The sequence below is a fragment of the Firmicutes bacterium HGW-Firmicutes-1 genome (assembly GCA_002841625.1).
Taxonomy (GTDB): domain Bacteria; phylum Bacillota; class Clostridia; order Lachnospirales; family Vallitaleaceae; genus HGW-1.
In genome coordinates this window covers 19,447-38,468 of sequence record PHAG01000016.1, presented here as the reverse complement: position 1 = coordinate 38,468, position 19,022 = coordinate 19,447, and the positions used below count along the sequence as shown (strand labels likewise).

17 protein-coding genes and 1 riboswitch are annotated in these 19,022 nt (G+C 34.5%); all 17 genes read right to left on the bottom strand.

Annotation, left to right across the window (positions count from 1 at the left end):
- Positions 1-97: 97 nt before the first annotated feature.
- Positions 98-1,402, bottom strand: coding sequence for a thiamine biosynthesis protein ThiC (locus CVU84_16515; GenBank protein ID PKM93308.1), 1,305 nt, complete (start codon positions 1,400-1,402; stop codon positions 98-100).
- Between the two features lie 54 nt (positions 1,403-1,456).
- A complete protein-coding gene (gene thiE / locus CVU84_16510; protein PKM93307.1) occupies positions 1,457-2,137 on the bottom strand; it encodes a thiamine phosphate synthase in 681 nt (226 codons plus the stop codon).
- Between the two features lie 41 nt (positions 2,138-2,178).
- Complete coding sequence (thiF, locus tag CVU84_16505; protein ID PKM93306.1) at positions 2,179-2,793, bottom strand: thiamine biosynthesis protein ThiF; 615 nt, start codon at positions 2,791-2,793, stop codon at positions 2,179-2,181.
- 38 nt (positions 2,794-2,831) lie between these two features.
- Positions 2,832-3,926 (bottom strand): 2-iminoacetate synthase ThiH, encoded by a 1,095-nt coding sequence (locus CVU84_16500; GenBank protein PKM93305.1) that lies wholly within the window; start codon positions 3,924-3,926, stop codon positions 2,832-2,834.
- A 10-nt stretch (positions 3,927-3,936) separates the two neighbouring features.
- On the bottom strand, positions 3,937-4,704 hold the full coding sequence (locus tag CVU84_16495) for a thiazole synthase (protein PKM93304.1): 768 nt from the start codon (positions 4,702-4,704) through the stop codon (positions 3,937-3,939).
- A gap of 2 nt (positions 4,705-4,706) precedes the next feature.
- Positions 4,707-4,907 (bottom strand): thiamine biosynthesis protein ThiS, encoded by a 201-nt coding sequence (gene thiS / locus CVU84_16490; protein ID PKM93303.1) that lies wholly within the window; start codon positions 4,905-4,907, stop codon positions 4,707-4,709.
- A gap of 65 nt (positions 4,908-4,972) precedes the next feature.
- Positions 4,973-5,074, bottom strand: a riboswitch (TPP riboswitch).
- A gap of 111 nt (positions 5,075-5,185) precedes the next feature.
- Positions 5,186-5,584, bottom strand: a complete 399-nt coding sequence (locus tag CVU84_16485) for a GtrA family protein (GenBank protein PKM93302.1) — start codon at positions 5,582-5,584, stop codon at positions 5,186-5,188.
- A 151-nt stretch (positions 5,585-5,735) separates the two neighbouring features.
- On the bottom strand, positions 5,736-7,664 hold the full coding sequence (locus CVU84_16480) for a threonine--tRNA ligase (protein PKM93301.1): 1,929 nt from the start codon (positions 7,662-7,664) through the stop codon (positions 5,736-5,738).
- 21 nt (positions 7,665-7,685) lie between these two features.
- Positions 7,686-8,084, bottom strand: coding sequence for a bacteriohemerythrin (locus CVU84_16475; GenBank protein ID PKM93300.1), 399 nt, complete (start codon positions 8,082-8,084; stop codon positions 7,686-7,688).
- Between the two features lie 519 nt (positions 8,085-8,603).
- Entirely contained in the window at positions 8,604-9,137 is a 534-nt protein-coding gene (locus CVU84_16470; GenBank protein PKM93299.1) for a nuclease, read from the bottom strand.
- A gap of 937 nt (positions 9,138-10,074) precedes the next feature.
- Positions 10,075-10,950, bottom strand: a complete 876-nt coding sequence (locus tag CVU84_16465) for an Hsp33 family molecular chaperone HslO (GenBank protein PKM93298.1) — start codon at positions 10,948-10,950, stop codon at positions 10,075-10,077.
- Positions 10,950-11,669: an SAM-dependent methyltransferase gene (locus CVU84_16460; protein ID PKM93321.1), complete on the bottom strand. Its 720-nt coding sequence runs from the start codon at positions 11,667-11,669 to the stop codon at positions 10,950-10,952. Before CVU84_16460 ends, CVU84_16465 begins: the two co-directional genes overlap by 1 nt.
- Positions 11,670-11,722: 53 nt before the next feature.
- Complete coding sequence (locus CVU84_16455) at positions 11,723-11,905, bottom strand: small acid-soluble spore protein alpha/beta type (protein ID PKM93297.1); 183 nt, start codon at positions 11,903-11,905, stop codon at positions 11,723-11,725.
- A gap of 88 nt (positions 11,906-11,993) precedes the next feature.
- Positions 11,994-12,935 (bottom strand): inorganic phosphate transporter, encoded by a 942-nt coding sequence (locus CVU84_16450; GenBank protein PKM93296.1) that lies wholly within the window; start codon positions 12,933-12,935, stop codon positions 11,994-11,996.
- A gap of 3 nt (positions 12,936-12,938) precedes the next feature.
- Positions 12,939-13,589 (bottom strand): hypothetical protein, encoded by a 651-nt coding sequence (locus CVU84_16445; GenBank protein PKM93295.1) that lies wholly within the window; start codon positions 13,587-13,589, stop codon positions 12,939-12,941.
- A 21-nt stretch (positions 13,590-13,610) separates the two neighbouring features.
- A complete protein-coding gene (addA, locus tag CVU84_16440) occupies positions 13,611-17,267 on the bottom strand; it encodes a helicase-exonuclease AddAB subunit AddA (GenBank protein ID PKM93294.1) in 3,657 nt (1,218 codons plus the stop codon).
- A 452-nt stretch (positions 17,268-17,719) separates the two neighbouring features.
- Entirely contained in the window at positions 17,720-19,009 is a 1,290-nt protein-coding gene (locus CVU84_16435) for a virion core protein (lumpy skin disease virus) (protein PKM93293.1), read from the bottom strand.
- Positions 19,010-19,022: the final 13 nt, after the last annotated feature.

Sequence of the window (19,022 nt, the reverse complement as noted above, 5' to 3'; positions counted from 1 at the left end):
GTGAGAGTGGATACTCTTCTTCTTTTCTCGAATAATTATAACATGCTTTTAGATACATGTCAAATATTTTCCAAGAAAATTCATATGGGGATTTCATCTAACCAATAATATTAATTTCCTCATTATTAAGTGTTTTATTCAGGGTTTTTACCGCACACATCTTGCCACACATGGAACAGGTTGTTTCGTCTTCGAGTTTTGCACTTTCACGGTAGGTACGGGCTTTTTCAGGATCGATAGCCTGACGATACATGCCTTCCCAGTTCAAGTTGACTCTCGCTTGGCTCATTGCATTATCCCAATCTCTTGCACCTGCAACTTTTTTTGCAATATCACCAGCATGGGCTGCTATTTTAGATGCAACAATACCTTCCTTCATATCCTCAAGTGTTGGTAAACGCAAATGCTCTGCAGGTGTTACATAACACAAAAAGTCCGCACCCTTACTTGCCGCAATTGCACCACCTATTGCGCCTGTAATATGGTCATAACCTGGAGCAACGTCTGTCACCAATGGTCCTAACACATAAAAAGGTGCCCCGTGACAAAGCTTCTTTTCAAGCAATACATTTGCTTCTATTTCATCTATTGACATATGCCCTGGTCCTTCAATTATGACTTGAACATTTTTCTCCCAAGCTCTTTTGGTGAGCTCACCCAATGTAATGAGTTCCTTGACCTGACTTGCATCAGTTGAATCAGCCAAGCCCCCTGGTCGGCAAGCATCTCCTAAGCTTAAGGTCATATCATATTGTGCACAAATATCTAGAAGCTCATCAAAGTATTCATAAAAAGGGTTTTCCATGCCTGTTATACGCATCCAAGCAAATAATAGTGAACCTCCACGGGATACAATATTCATCAAACGTTTATTACGCATAAAAGTCTTTGCCGTCTCTTGATTAATGCCAGCATGAATTGTAATGAAGTCTACTCCATCTTCACCATGTTTTCTAACAACATCTAAAAATTCTTTAGGTTGAATGTCTTTTAATTCTTTTTCATAAAAACCGAATGCGTCATAGATTGGTACGGTGCCAATCATTGCACTTGACGCGCTTATCAGCTTCTTTCTAAAGATTTCCGTCTTGCCAGAATTGCTTAAATCCATAATGGCTTCGGCCTTCATTTCTATGGCCTTAAGTGCCTTCTCCAGCTCTAAGTCCATATCACTGCAGTCCTTTGAAATGCCTAAGTTGACATTAATCTTCGTTTTCAATCCGAAACCAATCCCTTCAGGATCTAGGCTCGTATGATTTTTATTAGCTGGAATAACGACTACTCCACTTGCTATTCTCTCCATCAATACTTCCTTAGAGATATTTTCCTTTTCTGCAACAATTTGCATTTCTTTTGTGAAAATGCCTTTTCGAGCTGCATCCATTTGCGTTGTATAATTCATTTTATGATCTCACTTTCTTATTTTATAGGTTGAACTTTCAGTATCGAGTCAATGTTACAAAACCTCCGCATTCGCTACGGTTTCGTAACCGAATGCAAGTTTCTTGAGTCTCCTCATTTTGTCTTTCACATTTTCTGCGCCTGTAATATCTGTAACAAGTGCAATACATTTAGCTCCATGCTTTACAACCTCAGCTATCTGTTGCTCTTTAATACCCCCAATGGCTACAAAAGGAATTTCAATATTTTGAACAACATAATCCAGATATTTATATCCTACAGGATCACAAACGTCTTTTTTAGTAGCAGTTTTGAAGATTGGACCAACGCCAATATAATCCGCCCCACGCTCTACTGCGTCTTGAGCCTGCAAAGCAGAATGTGTTGACAAACCAATAATCATTTCATCACCAACAAGCCTTCTCACCTGTTCGATTGGCAGATCATCCTGACCAATATGTACACCATCAGCGCCAACAAGTATGGCAATGTCTAAATCATCATTTACAATAAATGTAACCCCTGCTTCGTGTGTTATTGCTCTAATAAGTTTACATTCCTCGTATTTGTCCTTCAATTTCTTTTCTTTTTCACGATATTGAATAATTTTAGCACCAGCCTTGACCATTTCAGTAACCATTTCAATATTACTTCTACCGTTTGAGTACATTTCAGCTGTTATGCAGTAAATTTCTTGGTCCATAATGTCTTTTATTATTTTTCTTTTAGAACTCATTTTATAGAGCCTTCCTTATCTTTTCATATTTTGAAGTTTCTTTATGCCATTTTCCCTAGTACAAATTCAAGAATCGTATCCGCTTGCTTTGCTGCCGCTATATTGACTCTTGGTGACATTGGTGGTGTATCAGTACTTACCTCAGTATTCAAATCACCGATTAGATAAAAGGTATCCTTAATTTTATTGACTTTTATCTCATCACTATTGCCCCAACCAGCAAGACCGGATGCAGCGACTAATAACTGTTCTTTCTCCATATAAGCCTCTATAATCATTTTTTTATATTCTACCTTGTCAAAGGCTTCGACAATGATCTGACAATCCTCAAATAAAGATAAAATATTCTCGTTTGTAATTTTGGTACAAACCGCGGTAATGTCTAAATCGGGATTGATTTTTAGTAAATTTTCTTTTAGGGTATGTGCCTTTTCTTCTCCCAATTGATTTGAAAAATAGAATTGTCTATTCAAATTGCTATTTTCAATACGATCAAAGTCAACAACAATGAATTTCTTAAAGCCACACCTAACAAGATTCCAAGCACAGTTTGAGCCAAGTCCGCCTGCTCCAGCTATGGCAATTTTATAGCTTTGTATGTGTTCTAAACGGGCTTTGCCAAGATATTTTAGTAGTCCTTTTTCAAATTCATTCATCATGCACCTTCTTAGTTATCGTTTATTATTGTAGTTTCTTACCAATCTTTATAAACAGGTTGGTAGCCAAATTTGGTGATATCTGCACTCATCTCTTGAACATCTCTTATATCAGCAATATCAAATTGAGAAACATTTTCATCGCTTTGCGTATGCCCTCCGACAGCTGTTTTGGAACCTGCTGACATCTTCGTTACACCCAGCTTAAGCAAATGATTTCTCAAAGTAGCGCTCTCTCTTGTTGATATGGTAATACCTGCTCTAGGCATAAAAATCCTCGCAGCCAGAATCATTTGCACAAGATTTTTGTCATTGACATCATCATTTGGTTCATAGCTTCCTAGATGTGGCCTTAGTCTAGGAAAGCTAAGGCTAACTTCAGTACCTAAATAATTGTTTTGCAAATAATTGGCATGCATTCCAGTGTAAAAAGCTTCTTTTCTCCATCCATCTAATCCAAGAAGTGCACCGATATTAACTGCTCTCATCCATGCCTTACATGCTCTTTCTGGCGCATCTAAACGAAAGTGGTAATCTTTCTTAGGCCCTTTTGGATGAACAGCATCATAAATTTCTTCATTATATGTTTCCTGATAAATGGTCAGACCATCAACACCCACTTCAATAAGCGCTTCATATTCCGCCTCCGTAAGAGCGTAGATTTCTAAACTTACAGAAGAAAAAAATTTTTTAACTACTTTAATGCATTCCGACAAGTATTCTATGGAAGCTATTTTTCTTGCATCGCCTGTAAGCAGCAAAATATGCTTCAATCCTTGCGTAGCAATGGTTTTTGCTTCTTCCTCAACTGCCTCTAAACTCAGTTGTTGCCTACTAATATCATTTTTTTCATGAAAGCTACAATACACACATTGATTGGTGCAATAATTAGATAAATACATCGGTGTGTACAGAAGAATGGTTTTACCAAAGTGATGAACCGTCATTCGGTGGGCTTTTTGAGCCATCTCTTCTAAATGATTTTCTGCGGCAGGTGATAGCAATGCCAAATACTCCAGTAAATTTATTTGCTCCTTACCGAGAATTGCTCGAATCCTATCGTCTGTTAAACCACTAAAATATTCCTCAAAATCAAAATCTTTATAATCATCATATACTTTATAGAAACCCATTTTTTACTCCTTATACAAGAAATCCAGTAAGTGGCGAGGAAGCATTTGCTTCAAAAAACGAAGGACCTAACCCTGCAATGTAAGCATCTCTTCCCGCTTTTACAGCTTGACCAAAGGCGCTCGCCATTCGGATTGGATCCTGCGCGCTAGCAATTGCTGTATTAAGCAAACAAGCCGCCGCCCCCATCTCCATTGCCTCACATGCATCAGATGGCTTTCCTATCCCCGCATCAACAATTATAGGCAACTCAATTTCACTAATCAGAATTCTGATTAATTCCTTTGTTTTCAACCCTCTATTTGTCCCAATTGGTGCACCCAATGGCATAACCGCCGCTGCACCAGCGAGCACCAATCTTTTAGCCAACATCAAATCCGGACTGATATAAGGTAAAACAACAAACCCTTCAGCTGCCAAAACTTCAGTCGCTGCCAAGGTTTCAAAGCCATCAGGCAACAAATACTTTTGATCTGAAATGATTTCAATTTTAATCCAGTTACCACATCCCGCTGCTTTTGCTAATCTAGCAATTCGAATTGCTTCTTTAGCAGTTCTAGCACCTGATGTATTCGGTAATAATTGAATATGCTTTGGGATTAAACTCAATATAGGATCTGACGTAGCTTCCAAGTCAATCCGTCTAAGTGCAACTGTAATCACCTCTGATTCTGAACTTTTTAAAACCTCAGGAATCAACGTATCAGTTGAATACTTGCCACTTCCCACAAATAAACGACTTTTTAGTGCTCTACCACCAATCATTAATGTATCTTTCATTATCATCCTCCTCCAACGAGTCTTAATACTTCTAATTGATCATTTTCCTTTAATTGAATTGACTCCCATTCTTCACTTTTAGCAATGTTTTCATTGTATTCAATGACGACACTTTTAGGATTCAATCCCTTCCACTCTAAAAACGCTAAAATACTCATTTCCTTCAATAATACTTCTTTTTTTCCATTTACCATAAGCTCCATTTCAACACCTCCAATAAAAAAAACTTACCCATAAGGTAAGTTTATATAATAAGTTTAGTATTTCTATTATTATGATAAAGCTTCCCTACGGTAGTACTAACTACATCAGGTTCCAAGGGTCAGACTTTTTATCTTCTCAGTTCTTTCGAACTCCCCTAGCTTTTTGATTTTATTATTTAATTTTAAAATCAGTATACACAATGATTGATGTTTTGTAAAGGCATATATTGATATATACTTTCCACTTCATCGTAAAGTAATATAGAATTTCCCCAAAGTCACTTTTTTTTAGCAAACGCGTAGAACTTGAGTACCAAAAAGGTAATTGGAACGCCAATAACAGCAGCAACTGCATATGCATATATTTTAGGAAAATTTAATAGATTGTAAAACAACAAAACAGTAACAAATTGGATGATGAAATTAGGAAGATAGGATATACAAAACTTAATTAACTTTACAAACCCCAAACTTTCCTTAAAGGTAAAATAACTGTTTAACAAATATGAGATTAATAAGCTTGTCCCATAACCAAGAGCAAATGCTAAGTTGGCATCAGCGAAATATGAATACAATAAGGCCAACCCGACGCCATTAAAGGTGTTAATGACTCCTATTATAAGAAATACCATAAATTCTTTATTGAAAAAAATGTTTATTATCTTTTTTATATTCATTAATATTTCTTTACTCCTTTTAAAAAAAGCAAAAAAGCCTTTCTTTATAATGCTGTACTAAATATACATCTGTGAAAAAATCTGCTTCATGATCTAAATAATTGATTATATGAAACCGCTATATAATTCGATTATATAGCGGTTCATTGTATTAATTATCTTCTACTTCTCTTTCAATAATGAGTTTGTTTTTTATCTCATCTTTTATTTTCACAATAAAGTCATCAAGTACAGAAACGCCTTCATCACCTTTTGCTCTACTTCTTACTGATACCGTTCCTTGTTCTTCTTCACTTTGACCAACTACTAACAGATAAGGTACTCTTTCCATTCTAGCCTCTCTTATCTTATAGCCAATTTTCTCTGCTCTTTCATCAAGCTCAACTCTAATATTTGCATCCTCAAGCGTAGTCATAACCTTATGTGCATAGTCATGATACTTTTCAGAGATCGGTAATATCTTCACTTGAACAGGTGAAAGCCAGGTTGGGAAAGCTCCTGCAAAATGTTCAATAAGTATTCCAATAAATCTCTCAATACTACCAAAAGCTACTCTATGAATCATAACTGGACGATGTTTTTCTCCGTCTTTTCCTACATAATCAATTTCAAATCTTTCAGGCATTTGGAAGTCCAATTGGATCGTACCACATTGCCAAGTTCTACCTAAACAATCTTCTAAATGAAAGTCAATCTTAGGTCCGTAAAAAGCGCCGTCTCCTTCGTTAATAACGTAGGTCAAACCTTTTTCATCTAATGCTTCTTTAAGGGCTGTTGTTGCCTTATCCCAGTCCTCGTCACTTCCCATACTGTTTTCTGGTCTAGTTGATAGCTCCATTTTATATTTGTAACCAAACACACTATAGATTTCATCAATTAAATCAATAACCCCTTTGATTTCATCCTTGATTTGTTCTGGTAGCATATAAATATGAGCATCATCTTGAGTGAAGTTTCTCACACGCATTAAACCATGTAGGGCTCCAGACATTTCATGTCTGTGTACTAGTCCTAACTCTCCCATTCTAATAGGAAGATCTCTATAGGAATGTTGTTTTGTTTTATATACCAACAAACTACCTGGACAGTTCATCGGTTTAACAGCAAAATCTGCTTCATCAATAATTGTTGTATACATATTGTCTTTATAATGTGCCCAATGGCCTGAACGTAACCACAATTCCTTATTCAGTATGATAGGTGTTGAAATTTCATGATATTTGGCCTTTTTGTGAACCTCTCTCCAATATTCAACTAAGGTATTCTTTAAAATACTACCTTTTGGTAAGAAAAATGGAAAGCCAGGACCCTCGTCTAAGATAGCAAACAGTTCAAGCTCCTTACCTAACTTACGATGATCACGTTTTTTGGCTTCTTCAAGCTTTGCTAAATATTCATCTTGGTCTGCTTTTTTTGCAAAAGCTGTAGCATATATTCTTGAAAGCATTTTATTGTTTTCATTACCACGCCAATAAGCACCGGCAACAGATAAAAGCTTAAAAGCCTTGACTGCCTTAGTGTTCATTAAATGAGGGCCTGCACAAAGATCCACAAACTCTCCTTGCTTGTAAAAAGATATTGTTGAATCTTCAGGTAAATCTTGAATAAGTTCAACCTTATAATCTTCACCTTTTTCTTGCATTAAGGAAATTGCTTCTGCCCTTGGCAATTCGAAGCGTTCAATTTCTAACCCTTCCTTAACAATTTTCTTCATTTCACTTTCTATTGCATCTAATTCCTCTTGAGTAAAGGCTTCTTCCCTATCAAAATCATAATAGAAACCATTTTCTATCGCTGGTCCTATAGCAAGCTTCGTATTTGGATATAATCTTTTCACTGCTTGCGCCAAAACATGTGAAGCTGTATGTCTAAAAGCCTTTTTCCCCTCTTCATCATTAAAGGTAAAAATGCTTAGTTCAATGTCTTTGTCAATTTCTTTTCTAAGGTCTACCACTTCTCCATCGACAATAGCACAACAAGCCATACGAGCAAGCCCCTCACTAATACCGTTTGCAATTTCTAAGACACTTTGTTTATTTTCTAGTTCTATTTTAGAACCATCTTTTAATTGTACAATCATATATAAACTCCTTTTATTTAATTATCTTAACAAATGTACATACTTACTATCTGTACCTAGTATGTGCTTAGTAATCCAATCTAATAGGAAAAATGTAATTTGTTCGATTTTTTCAAGTTGATTTTCATCTAGATCATCGCTCATAAATTGACTAATTTTTTTCACAAATATTTTATGTTCCATTTTATGTCCTATCAATCCCTCATAGTTAACTGATTCCATTAAATTCTCTTCAAAGTTAAAATGATAAATTGTATAGTCTACTAGCTCTTTTAATACTATTACAAGATCATCATAACAATCCACACCATCCTCAGCTTCATAAACCAAATCTTTGGTTTGCTCAACCAAACCTACCAATTTCTTGTGTTGCTCATCGATTTCCTTAATTCCTAAAAGGAATTGATCATTCCACATCATGTCTTATGTCCTCCTAATTATGTAAATATTTATTAAACTTCTAGTTACGTCATATTAATGTCAATGTTACGCTTTCCAATTGCTCGTGCTGTGTATTCTTAAACAAAGAAAATCGGCTGTGCCGCGTTAAATAACTTTGTTATTTATACGCTGAATTAAAACTCTCGTTACCAATCTGCCGCTTTTCCAATTGCTTTTGAAGAGCATTCTTAAACAATAAAAAAACTCGCACTTACTAATAATACATTAGTAAGGGGCGAGATTGTTTCCCGCGGTTCCACCCTCATTGCTTCATAGAAACCACTTATTATGATGATTATAACGTAATCAACGGACTGCATTAAAGTCACTCAGAGGTAGTCTTCAAATGTTTCAAATAAAGGTCTTCCAGCTTACGGCCTTCTCTCTAGAACTTTCCACATTTTACTTGTCTCTTCATCGTATTTTTATGTTTACTTAATACTATTATAGCACCGCCATAGTATTTGTCAAGATATTGAATATTGGACTATATAAATATTATTTCAACTCCCAAATACCTTTGTTCTTTTCTTGGGATTCTTTTTCTATTGTTTGAAATTGAGCTGCATATTTATCGTTTGGTGCAATCTTCAATATACTAGCATACCCCTCAGACAATAGTTTTACATTGAACATTTCCGTTATATTGTCATCCTCACTGCTTGGTATTCTTGTCCACACATATCTCAGTAAGCGATTGTAATGATCCTTATCTATCGTATCCTTTTCCATATATACAATTTTCCCGAGCAGCTCATTACTAGTAAATCGTTTTGCTTCCTCGCTATAATGATCATTAAGTTCTGGACAATTGACACCTATGAATCTAATTTGTTCCTTATGACCACTGATCAATACTTCAATCGTATCTCCATCAATAACTTTCAATACTTCGGCCATATCATAAGAAATGGTATCACTAGAGTTTACCGTGACTAGACTCGTTCTTAACCGATAGGAATCAACAGCTACTATAGCAACGAAGAAAACGATAAGCACAATGATACTCTTTTGATAATCAACCTTTTTCATACCACTACCTCATAAACGATTAATATATCATTTAACATAACACAAAGGGCTAGAATTCTCCAGCCCTTTGTTATTAAAAAACATTAAGTTGTTTTAAATATAAATTAATAGATCTTCCGCAGTATATTAGCTATTGATTGGTAACACCTAAATACTCAAAACATCCGTTCAAAATCGTAAATCCTTACAATTAGCTTTCTACCAAAATCATAATAACAAAAACTATTACAAAATAATCTGTAACTAAACATACAATTAACTTTTACCTAAATCATAATAATAAACTATTACAAAATAATCTTTTAACTAAACATACAATTAGCTTTTACCTAAATCATAATAAACTTATTACAAAATAATCTTTTAACCAAACATATAATTAGCTTTAACTAAATCATAATAATAACATATTACAAAATAAATTCTTTACTAAACATACAATTAACTTTCTACTATTCCAAAATAATCCGTAACTCATCATTATAATTCGTTCATACTCACTTATTCATTATTTGATATTATTCCAAATAATGAACCTCAAACTAAATGTCCGTTCACTATCTCCATCAATAACCATTTTTTTAGCTTGCCAATAGTAGTGATCTTTTCAATATATTCATCAATCATGATCATTAAAGTATCAAACTTATTGGCAATTATACTTATCTGATTTACGATAAGATATAAAAATATACTGCTTCTTCGCCCAACTAATCATAGTGGGCCTTACTTAACTGCCCTTATGCGACCTGCCAATTGGAGTATCATTTTCATACAACCACTCCTTTTAAATGTTTTAGTAAATTACTTTACGTATGACATTTATTCGTTGAAAAGGCTCTTCCGGAAAGTTCCTTTAAATATATTATACGCCTGAAAAAATGCTTTTGCAAGTATTTTTTTCATTATTTTTTCAAAATGACGCATTTGAGTCATTTTAAGATTTTATTAATATATTTTCCAATTCATCAATTGTAAAATTATATTTTTTACTGCAAAAGTGACAATTCAACTCTATTGTCTCTCCATCATCAATCATTTCTTGAATATCTTTTCTACCTACGCTAATCAAAGCTTTTTCTACTCGATCTTTTGTACAGTTACATGAAAATTTCGTTTCAACTTTTTCATGAATCACTAGATCTAAATCACCAAGAACAAGCTTAATAATGTCCTCTGGTGAGTAATTATCTTCTAATAAACTCGTTATCGATGGCATTTTTGATATGTTTTCTTCTAACTTATCAATTAAGTCATCTTCTGCATCTGGCAAAAGCTGAAGGATAAAGCCACCACTTTGCTTAACCGTGCAATCTCTATCAATAAGTACACCTAATGCAACTACTGAGGGTACTTGTTCTGATGTTGCAAAATAATAGGTTAAATCCTCTGCTATTTCACCAGATACCAAATGAGTTTGTCCAATATATGGTTTTTTAAGACCAATATCTTTTATAATGGTCATGATTCCTAATCCTAAAGCCTCAGATACATCTAGCTTTCCCGCATTGTTAAGTGGAAGTTCCACCTCTGGATTATATACATATCCTTTCACTTCTGCTTTCGCATTTGTAGTAACTACCATACCACCTAAAGGACCAGAACCCTTTATTTGTAATGTTAATAGATCGTTTTCACCCTTCAATTGAGTTCCCATCATTGCAGCTGCGGTCATAAGTCTTCCCAGTGCAGCTGTAGCCACTGGTGATGTTTGATGTAATTCTCTTGCTTTCTCTACCAACTCTTTTGTAGTAGCAGATATTACACTTATTTGGTTGTTTGCTGCCATAGCTCTAATTATGTAATCGTTCACTATTGTTTCTCCTTCATTTGTTCTCTAGCTACAATATAAATTCTTTCTGATGTAGCTTCACATTCTTCAAATGTATTGTCATTATAGATTGCTTCTAATTTTAGTCCTGCTTCTTTCAATAAAAGCTTAATACAATCAATACTATACGCTTTTTCATAATGTAACTCTTCATATCTTGAATAGTTATTGTTCTCCTCAACAAATAAGGTGAGATGATATTCATTCATCTTTTCATCCTCGTAATAATAATTATCCCAAATATATGCACACCGCTCATAGGCTTGCGCAAAGGTATTATCGCCTAGAATTTTCTCGAACTTATACTCTGTGTTCAAATCAAATATGAAAAGCCCCCCAGGCTCCAAATAATTATTAATCAGTTTAAATACTTTGAGCAGCTCTTGTTCATCCGTAATATAATTTAAACTATCACAAACTGATATAATACAGCCTACAGTACCATATAATTCAAAGGAAGTCATATCCTGACACAAATATAAAATATCCAGCTTAGACTTTTGCGCTTTTTCCTTTGCAACAATCAACATATCTTCTGACAAATCAATTCCGATTGTATCATAACCCTTTTCTGCAAATAACTGAGTTATCGTTCCTGTTCCACAACCTAGATCTAATAAAAGTTGTGGCCTAACATTGTACTTAACCATAATAGCTTCAAGATAATTAGCCCACTGTTCATAAGGCACGTCTTGCATCATAACATCATATACACTAGCGAACTTTTTATAGCCCACAAATAATCACCTCGAATTTATTTTGTTTCAGATTTATTCTCTCTTTTTCTTTTGGTCATTAAGCCACCAATTCTTCCACTTTCCTTTGCTGTTAATGATTTCCATCCCGTTTGGTTAATTTTGTCTATTAAACCAAGCTCCTCTGCAATCTCATATTTAAGCAAATCGTTTTCAGTAAACTTATTTGTATCTTCCTTCATAAAATCCACCCTTTTCCTCAAACTTTGATAATGATTCTTAGCTTGATTATAGGATGATTTACAAGAAATTATACATAACAATTATAAATCATAAAAATAAACTTAATATAAAACTTACTGTTCCAGCAATGATCGGTGTTCCAACCCACCCAAACAGTATATTTCTTAGTACTCTCATGTTAATTGTTTTAATACCTAAATGGAATCCAATACCCATGATTGCCCCAATAACTGCTTGAGATGTAGAAACAGGGATGCCGATCCTAGCATAAATATAGACAGTAATTGCTACTGCAATAACAACTACGAAGCCAGCAACTTGAGAAAGTGGAACAATCCCTTCACCAACTGTTGACATTACAGGCTTACTAAAGGTCAAAACTCCAATTGCTATAGATATACCACCAAATAAAGCAGCTTGTTGCACATTCAACATATGAAGTTGTCCTGAAAAAACCGCAGTAACATTTGCTACATTATTAGCACCCAAGGAATATGCACCTAAAATTCCAGAAATAATATATCCAAAACGAATAAAAGCTTCATAGAATCTAAATTCAGTTAACTTAGATCCAATCTTATTACAAGTAAATTTATATAATACATAGGCAATAATCATAGCACCAATTGGAGTAAATACCCATGCACTAAAAAACTGAATTCCTGCTGAGAAATCTGTAGCCCCTCGGTTAATACCCCCACCAATAATTGCACCAATTACTGCTTGTGAGGTTGATACGGGTAGTTTGAGAAAGGTCATCGCTGCAACAGTAATTGCAGCAGAAAGCATAACAAAGAATGCTTTCATTCCAGTATCAATTCCTCCGTTATATGCATATGTGCTAAGTTTTTCTATACCATGAGCACCGTCAAAAAAAGCTCCAATGATAACAAATAGAGCTGTCAGAATAATAGCAGTAGAATACTTCACTATCCTTGTATATACAGCTGTTCCAAACACATTTGCTGAATCATTTGCGCCTAAACCCCAACCTAAAAATGCTCCTGCAAGTAACAATGGGTTCATCACGAATTATACCCTTCTCGTCATCATAATAATTTCAATTTCATCAGAAACGTCTTCAATAATATCCGCTAAATTACCAACTTGGCCAATAAGAGTTCTCATTTGCGTTTTTTCTGCAAGTCCAATAGGTAAATCGAACACTTTCTTAATGATATCATGTTCAATAATGTCAACCTTTGTCTCCAGCTTTTCAATCTCTCTTATATCATTCAGCATTTCATTCACATCATATTTTTCAACGGTTCCTTTTACTGCATATACCATCAAATCAAGCTGCTTATTTGTTATTTCATGAATTTCCCTAATCGGATTCTTAACAATATCATGTATAATCATATTTTGCATATAGATTTCTTGAATAATATCTTCACAAATCCCTACAATTCGGTCAATGTCTTCAATCATCCTAAGCAATGAAACTCTTGTGTCAACAAGAATTCCACCCTCTAACATTTGTCTGATAATCTGGCGCCGAATTTCATCTGCCTTTTTTTCATACTCTTCCATTGTTTGCATTAATTGTTTTGTTGTATCTGTATCAGTCCCAACAAGAAGTTTTTCCATTGCTGACATATAATAAGAATAGCTATTGGTGACAGCCTCTAAATATACTCCTATCCACTTCTCAATATTGGTATTCATTCTATTAAAAAACATATACTTACCTCCGTTATAACATTAATAAACATTGACTTCCTTTGAAGCATTTAAAGAATAAATTACAACCTCTTTAACCTTTTTGTCCAGGACTTGCTCTAGTGCTCTTTTATAATAATCCATTTGTTCTTTATACCGGTCAATTAGTACCTGTTCTTGCCCGTCTTCAATATAGTCAGTTTTATAATCAATAAGTACAATTTCCCCATCTTCTTCATAAAAAGCATCAATAACACCTTGCACCATAATAATATCATCTGTTTCTTCTTCTAGATCAACGTACATCTCACTTGCTTGAATACCAATTACAAAAGGAGTTTCTCGTTTCAAAGTATCAATGGCTTGAACCATCTTTTTACACAAGTTGCTTTTCAAAAAATTTATAATCGACCTTTCATGAATACTTGCTACTTCTTTCTCTGTTAAAATGCTCTTTTCTTGCAAGTTACTTAAGCATGCTCTAATATTTTCTATGTTTGGTTCAAGTGTCAAATCAAGGTAACACATAACCTTATGATAGGCAGTTCCTTTCTGAGCAGCGTTAAGGCCTTCCTCTTCACCAACAAATTTAGGTACGATTGCTGGTTTTTCAAAATTATCATAATCAATTGTTTCATGCATTTTCTTCACATCAGAAACAGACATCTGCACCTTAGAAAAAACAAGTGCATCAAAGCCATATTTAAAATCTAGCCTTTTAGAAATATCATCATCACAATTCATTGTTTCTTCTTTCCATTGACTGAGCTTATGAATTAGCTCTTCTTCCTTCGTAATAGAATCCTCATTTGTATCGTCTAAAAGATTACTTGGACTTACTAGTTGGAAATCAATAAGTAAAGGATCGTCTAAAAATGCTATAGGTCCATTTAGTTCACAGTCTATTAAATCTCTAATTTTCTTACCCTTAGGATGTCGTATAAATGCTCCCATCAACCAATCCAAATAACAAGAGCAGCTGTTCATATAATGATTACTCATAACCTCATCCTTATTATAAAGACTTTCACACCATTTTATCCCTTTATTCTCAAGGTTATTAACAGCTCCGACTAGTATTAGCTTTTCCTTGGCTCTAGTCAAGGCAACATAAAGAATTCTCAATTCTTCTGAAAGTAGCTCTTTCAACATTTGATTTTTAATGATGTTTTTAGGCAACGTTTCCACTTTATATCTATCTTCATAATTGACATAGTCAGCACCAATTCCTAAGTCTTGATGGCATACAATAGATTGTCTAATATCCTGCTTGTTAAATTGTTTCCCCAACGCTGCAACAATAACAATAGGAAATTCCAAGCCTTTACTTTTATGAATACTCATTATTTTAACCAAATTATCTCGTTCAGAAAATACAGTGGCTTCTCCAGTATCGATGTCGTATTTATGAATGTTTTCAACATATCTAATAAAATTGAAAACACCTCTATAGCTAGACTTTTCATAGGTAACTGCCTTATCAACAAACATATCTAAATTTGCCTTTCTTTGAACCCCATTTGTCATTAGGGCTGTATAATGATGATAATCCGTCTTTTCAAAGATTTCATTGATCAACTCATCCATCGGCATATAACGAGATATTTTTCTAAAATAATTGAGTTTGTGAATGAACTTATTTAGCTTAATACCTAATACATCTTCCTCAATACAACCTTCTACATACCAAAGCATAGCATCATACATTTCTACATCTAAGGCGGTTCTTATTTTTACTAATTCTTCCCCTTTTAGCCCCACAATTGGAGATCTAAGTACAGCAACAAGCGGAATGTCTTGTCTTGGGTTATCTATTAGCTTAAGTAAATTCATCATAGTTGTTATTTCTAACGTTTCAAAATATCCTGTAGTAGTGCTTGTATATGCAGGAATGCTTTTTTCACCTAACGCATCTAAGATGATATCCGTCCACCCTGATGTAGTTCTTAGCAAAATTACGATATCCCTATATTGAATATTCCTATATTCTCCAGTCTGTTTGTCAAGAATCTTAGTCTTATCTTCACCACGTACTAACTGGACGATTCTATTAGCAATTGCTTTAGCTTCTAACTGCTTTTGTGTAAAATCAGCTTCTGGTTCAAGATCTTCATCCTGTTGATGAACGATAATCACTTCAGTAGCGAGTTGTTCTTCAAAGAGCTCATCTAAGCTTGCTCCAACATGAAGAGCTGCTTCATGATCATAAGTTACATCTCCAATATCTTTAGACATTGCCTGCTTAAAAAAGAAGTTTATTGTATCAACAACCTGTGATCTACTTCTGAAATTCTTATGAAGGTTAATCCGTTGAAAAAGACTGTCTTCTTGGCTATAAGTTGCATACTTATCCATAAAAAGCTCTGGCTTTGCTAATCTGAATTTATAGATACTTTGCTTAACATCCCCAACCATAAACATATTTGGTGTTCCAATTCGTTCCTTTGAAACTGAAGTCAAAATGGTTTCTTGTACCAAGTTACTATCTTGGTATTCGTCAATTAAAATTTCAGCAAACAAATCACGGTAAATATCTGCAACCCCAGTTGGTTTAAGCTCATTTTCCTCATCATATGCTACTAAAATATTTAGCGCATAATGTTCAATATCATTGAAATCAATTACATTTTTTTCTTCTTTTGCAATTTGATAATGCTCTGAAAATGACTTAGTCAACTCCACAAGTACTTTCATCATCTTATAAGTACCTTGAATATCATTTATAACATCACTAATATCATGCTTATAATTACTTTCTTTTAATTCAACAAGTTTATCTTTAGCTAAATCGATCAAACCTTTTGCTCGATCCTTCAGTACTGGATCAAATCCTATTTTCTTCCCACTTAATCTTAAGGTCTCAAATGAATCAAACCCTTGCTTGATTTTAATATAACCTTGGTTTAATGTCTCTTGAATTTTAATTACCTGTTCTATATAAGCCTCTATCGTATCCTTATAGTGTAATGGACCGTTTTCTTGTAATGTAATATTTTTAGCTTCTTTTAGTATTTGAATGAATTCTTCTATAGAAACCTCAGTATTATGTATTAGACTTTTATAATAACCTGCCTCGACTAAAGTAGCTTCATCCTTAATATTTAAGTTCTCAATATGATAATCAAGCCAAGCCTGTGGCCAAGGATTGCTCATTGAAAATCTATGCAATGTTAAAATGAGTTCTTCAATGATTACATCAGATTTAGAACTAGAAAAGCTTTCAACAAAATGCAAAAAATCCTCAGTGCTCTCTTCATAGTTTTCTTCTATCAAGTCTTTTAACACATCATTTTTGAGAAGCATCAATTCGTTTTCATCTCCAATGCGAAAGCTTGGATCTAATTGAATCTCATTAAAATGATTCTTGATTACCTTCAAACAGAAAGCATGGATGGTCATTATATTTGAATTGGATAACAATGCTAATTGCTTATGTAATCTCTTATAGGAGGGATTCTCTTCAAGCTTTTTTTCTATTGCATCAGAAATACGTTCTCTCATTTCCGCGGCGGCCGCATTTGTAAATGTAACCACAAGAAGTTGGTCAATATCTATTGGATTGTCTATATCTGTAACCATCTTGATAATACGTTCAACTAATACAGCCGTCTTGCCTGAACCTGCAGCGGCTGATACTAAAAGATTTCGGTTTCTAGTATTAATGACTTTTTGTTGCTCGTCCGTAAATGAAACTGCCATGGGACTACTCCTTACATATCTAATAACAAAGCGCTTGTCAGCGCGTTACATAATAATTTATGCTTTCTAACGCTTTGTTCTATGCTTCGTGGAAAGTAGAACTTTCCTACTGGATAAAAACATTTTATCCTATGTTGAGACAATTATCTAGTTTATTTTGATAAACGTTTGATAAAAAAGAAATCTATGCAATTGATGTTCTCAGGTTATTGACAATTTAATTTATCATCAATTAACCAAACAGAGATAAAAGCATTTTTTCTTCTAGATAAATATAAAGGCAGTAAGTGTTCATTTTTCGCCCGACCGGCCGTAGGGTAAGGCCAGAAAAATGAACACTTACTGCCAATAATCAATACACCTATCAGAAAAAATGCTTTTATCGACTGCCTAAGAACATAACATCTATCACAAATAGAGTTCTTTTCAAATTATACAATGGTCTACGGTATTTATAATTTGTTTTCTGCACCGCATTCCGGACAGAATTTAAATGGATTGTCTCCTACAAACCCACAAGTTTCACAAATGCTATCAAGTGGTTTTTTTGTTCCACAGTTTGCACAAAATTTCGCTTTATTCATCGTACCACATTCACAAGTCCATCCGTCTGAGGATGTGGTTATATTTGAAGGTGATTGTTTGCCACAACTTTCACAGAACTTTCCTGTATTGCTTTGACCACATTCACAGGTCCAACTAGGCTTTTCTTGCTGTTGAGAGGCGCCATGTTGTTGAGGCGCACCTGATTGTTTTTGTTGATTCATTTCGAATAGATTTGTTGCATTCATGCCTCCAGCTTGTTGAGCAAATCCCATACCCAGAAAGCCTGTCATAGCACCTGCTTCATTTTGAGAAGCATTTTCCATAGCATTGGCTTGTGCTTCACCGATTCTTGCGCCTAACATGTTTGTGTCCGTATATACTCGACTGCTTTGGAATTGCTCAATCTTCTTTGCACTTTCCGCATCAGGTGTAACAGATGCGAGGGCAAAGGATATTACCGAGATACCTCTTTTTTCTACCCAATCCGTAGTTAATTCTTGGTTAAGTTCGTTGGCAATGTCTTTTGTAAAAAGCGTAAGTTGATCGTATGGTATTTTCTTTAAAGCAACTCTTCCAAGCGCTGGTTGAAGTGCTTGTTGAACTTCCGCTTTAAATTGAGAATCAATATTATTGCGAGAAAATTCCTGTGATACATTACCACTAACGTTTGAATAGAACATCAATGGATCGGTTATTTTATAGGAATATTCACCATAGCATCTAATTTTCATTGTAAAATTAAATTCACTGTCTCTAAAAGGAATATCACCTGCACCAATTTTATTGCCCATAATCTCTTTCATATTTACATAGTACACTCTTTGTTCATGATCTTGTTGTCCACCAGCTTGAATTCTGTTCCAAAGCGTTGTGAAACTCTTCTTAAGACCTTCCATTCCTCCCGTCAATAAGGATGGAGAGGTTCCCGTGTTGTAAATGTATTCACCTGACTCTGCGGAAAATTCGACTATTTTTCCATCTTCAACGATGAGAAGGCATTGTCCATCTGCTACTGCAACGCGTGTACCATCTGTTATGATATTGCTATTGCCTTTATTTGTGCTGCCCTGAAATAATTTAACTTGACCTTTTGTAATTAATACATCCATTGACATGGAATCACAAGATATAAACTCTTTGTATTGATCAGATAACGTACCTGATGCTGCATGAAGTGCTGCTTTTATTAAACCCATAAATGAACCCTCC

Coding starts and splice junctions, on each gene's coding strand:
- addA (PKM93294.1), bottom strand. CDS start 17,267: ATGGCAGTTTCATTTACGGACGAGCAACAAAAAGTCATTAATACTAGA.
- CVU84_16480 (PKM93301.1), bottom strand. CDS start 7,664: ATGATTGTACAATTAAAAGATGGTTCTAAAATAGAACTAGAAAATAAA.
- thiF (PKM93306.1), bottom strand. CDS start 2,793: ATGAATGAATTTGAAAAAGGACTACTAAAATATCTTGGCAAAGCCCGT.
- CVU84_16445 (PKM93295.1), bottom strand. CDS start 13,589: ATGTTTTTTAATAGAATGAATACCAATATTGAGAAGTGGATAGGAGTA.
- CVU84_16485 (PKM93302.1), bottom strand. CDS start 5,584: ATGAATATAAAAAAGATAATAAACATTTTTTTCAATAAAGAATTTATG.
- CVU84_16435 (PKM93293.1), bottom strand. CDS start 19,009: ATGGGTTTAATAAAAGCAGCACTTCATGCAGCATCAGGTACGTTATCT.
- thiE (PKM93307.1), bottom strand. CDS start 2,137: ATGAGTTCTAAAAGAAAAATAATAAAAGACATTATGGACCAAGAAATT.
- CVU84_16475 (PKM93300.1), bottom strand. CDS start 8,084: ATGATGTGGAATGATCAATTCCTTTTAGGAATTAAGGAAATCGATGAG.
- CVU84_16495 (PKM93304.1), bottom strand. CDS start 4,704: ATGAAAGATACATTAATGATTGGTGGTAGAGCACTAAAAAGTCGTTTA.
- CVU84_16515 (PKM93308.1), bottom strand. CDS start 1,402: ATGAATTATACAACGCAAATGGATGCAGCTCGAAAAGGCATTTTCACA.
- CVU84_16500 (PKM93305.1), bottom strand. CDS start 3,926: ATGGGTTTCTATAAAGTATATGATGATTATAAAGATTTTGATTTTGAG.
- CVU84_16470 (PKM93299.1), bottom strand. CDS start 9,137: ATGAAAAAGGTTGATTATCAAAAGAGTATCATTGTGCTTATCGTTTTC.
- thiS (PKM93303.1), bottom strand. CDS start 4,907: ATGGAGCTTATGGTAAATGGAAAAAAAGAAGTATTATTGAAGGAAATG.
- CVU84_16460 (PKM93321.1), bottom strand. CDS start 11,669: ATGATGCAAGACGTGCCTTATGAACAGTGGGCTAATTATCTTGAAGCT.
- CVU84_16455 (PKM93297.1), bottom strand. CDS start 11,905: ATGAAGGAAGATACAAATAAGTTTACTGAAAACGATTTGCTTAAATAT.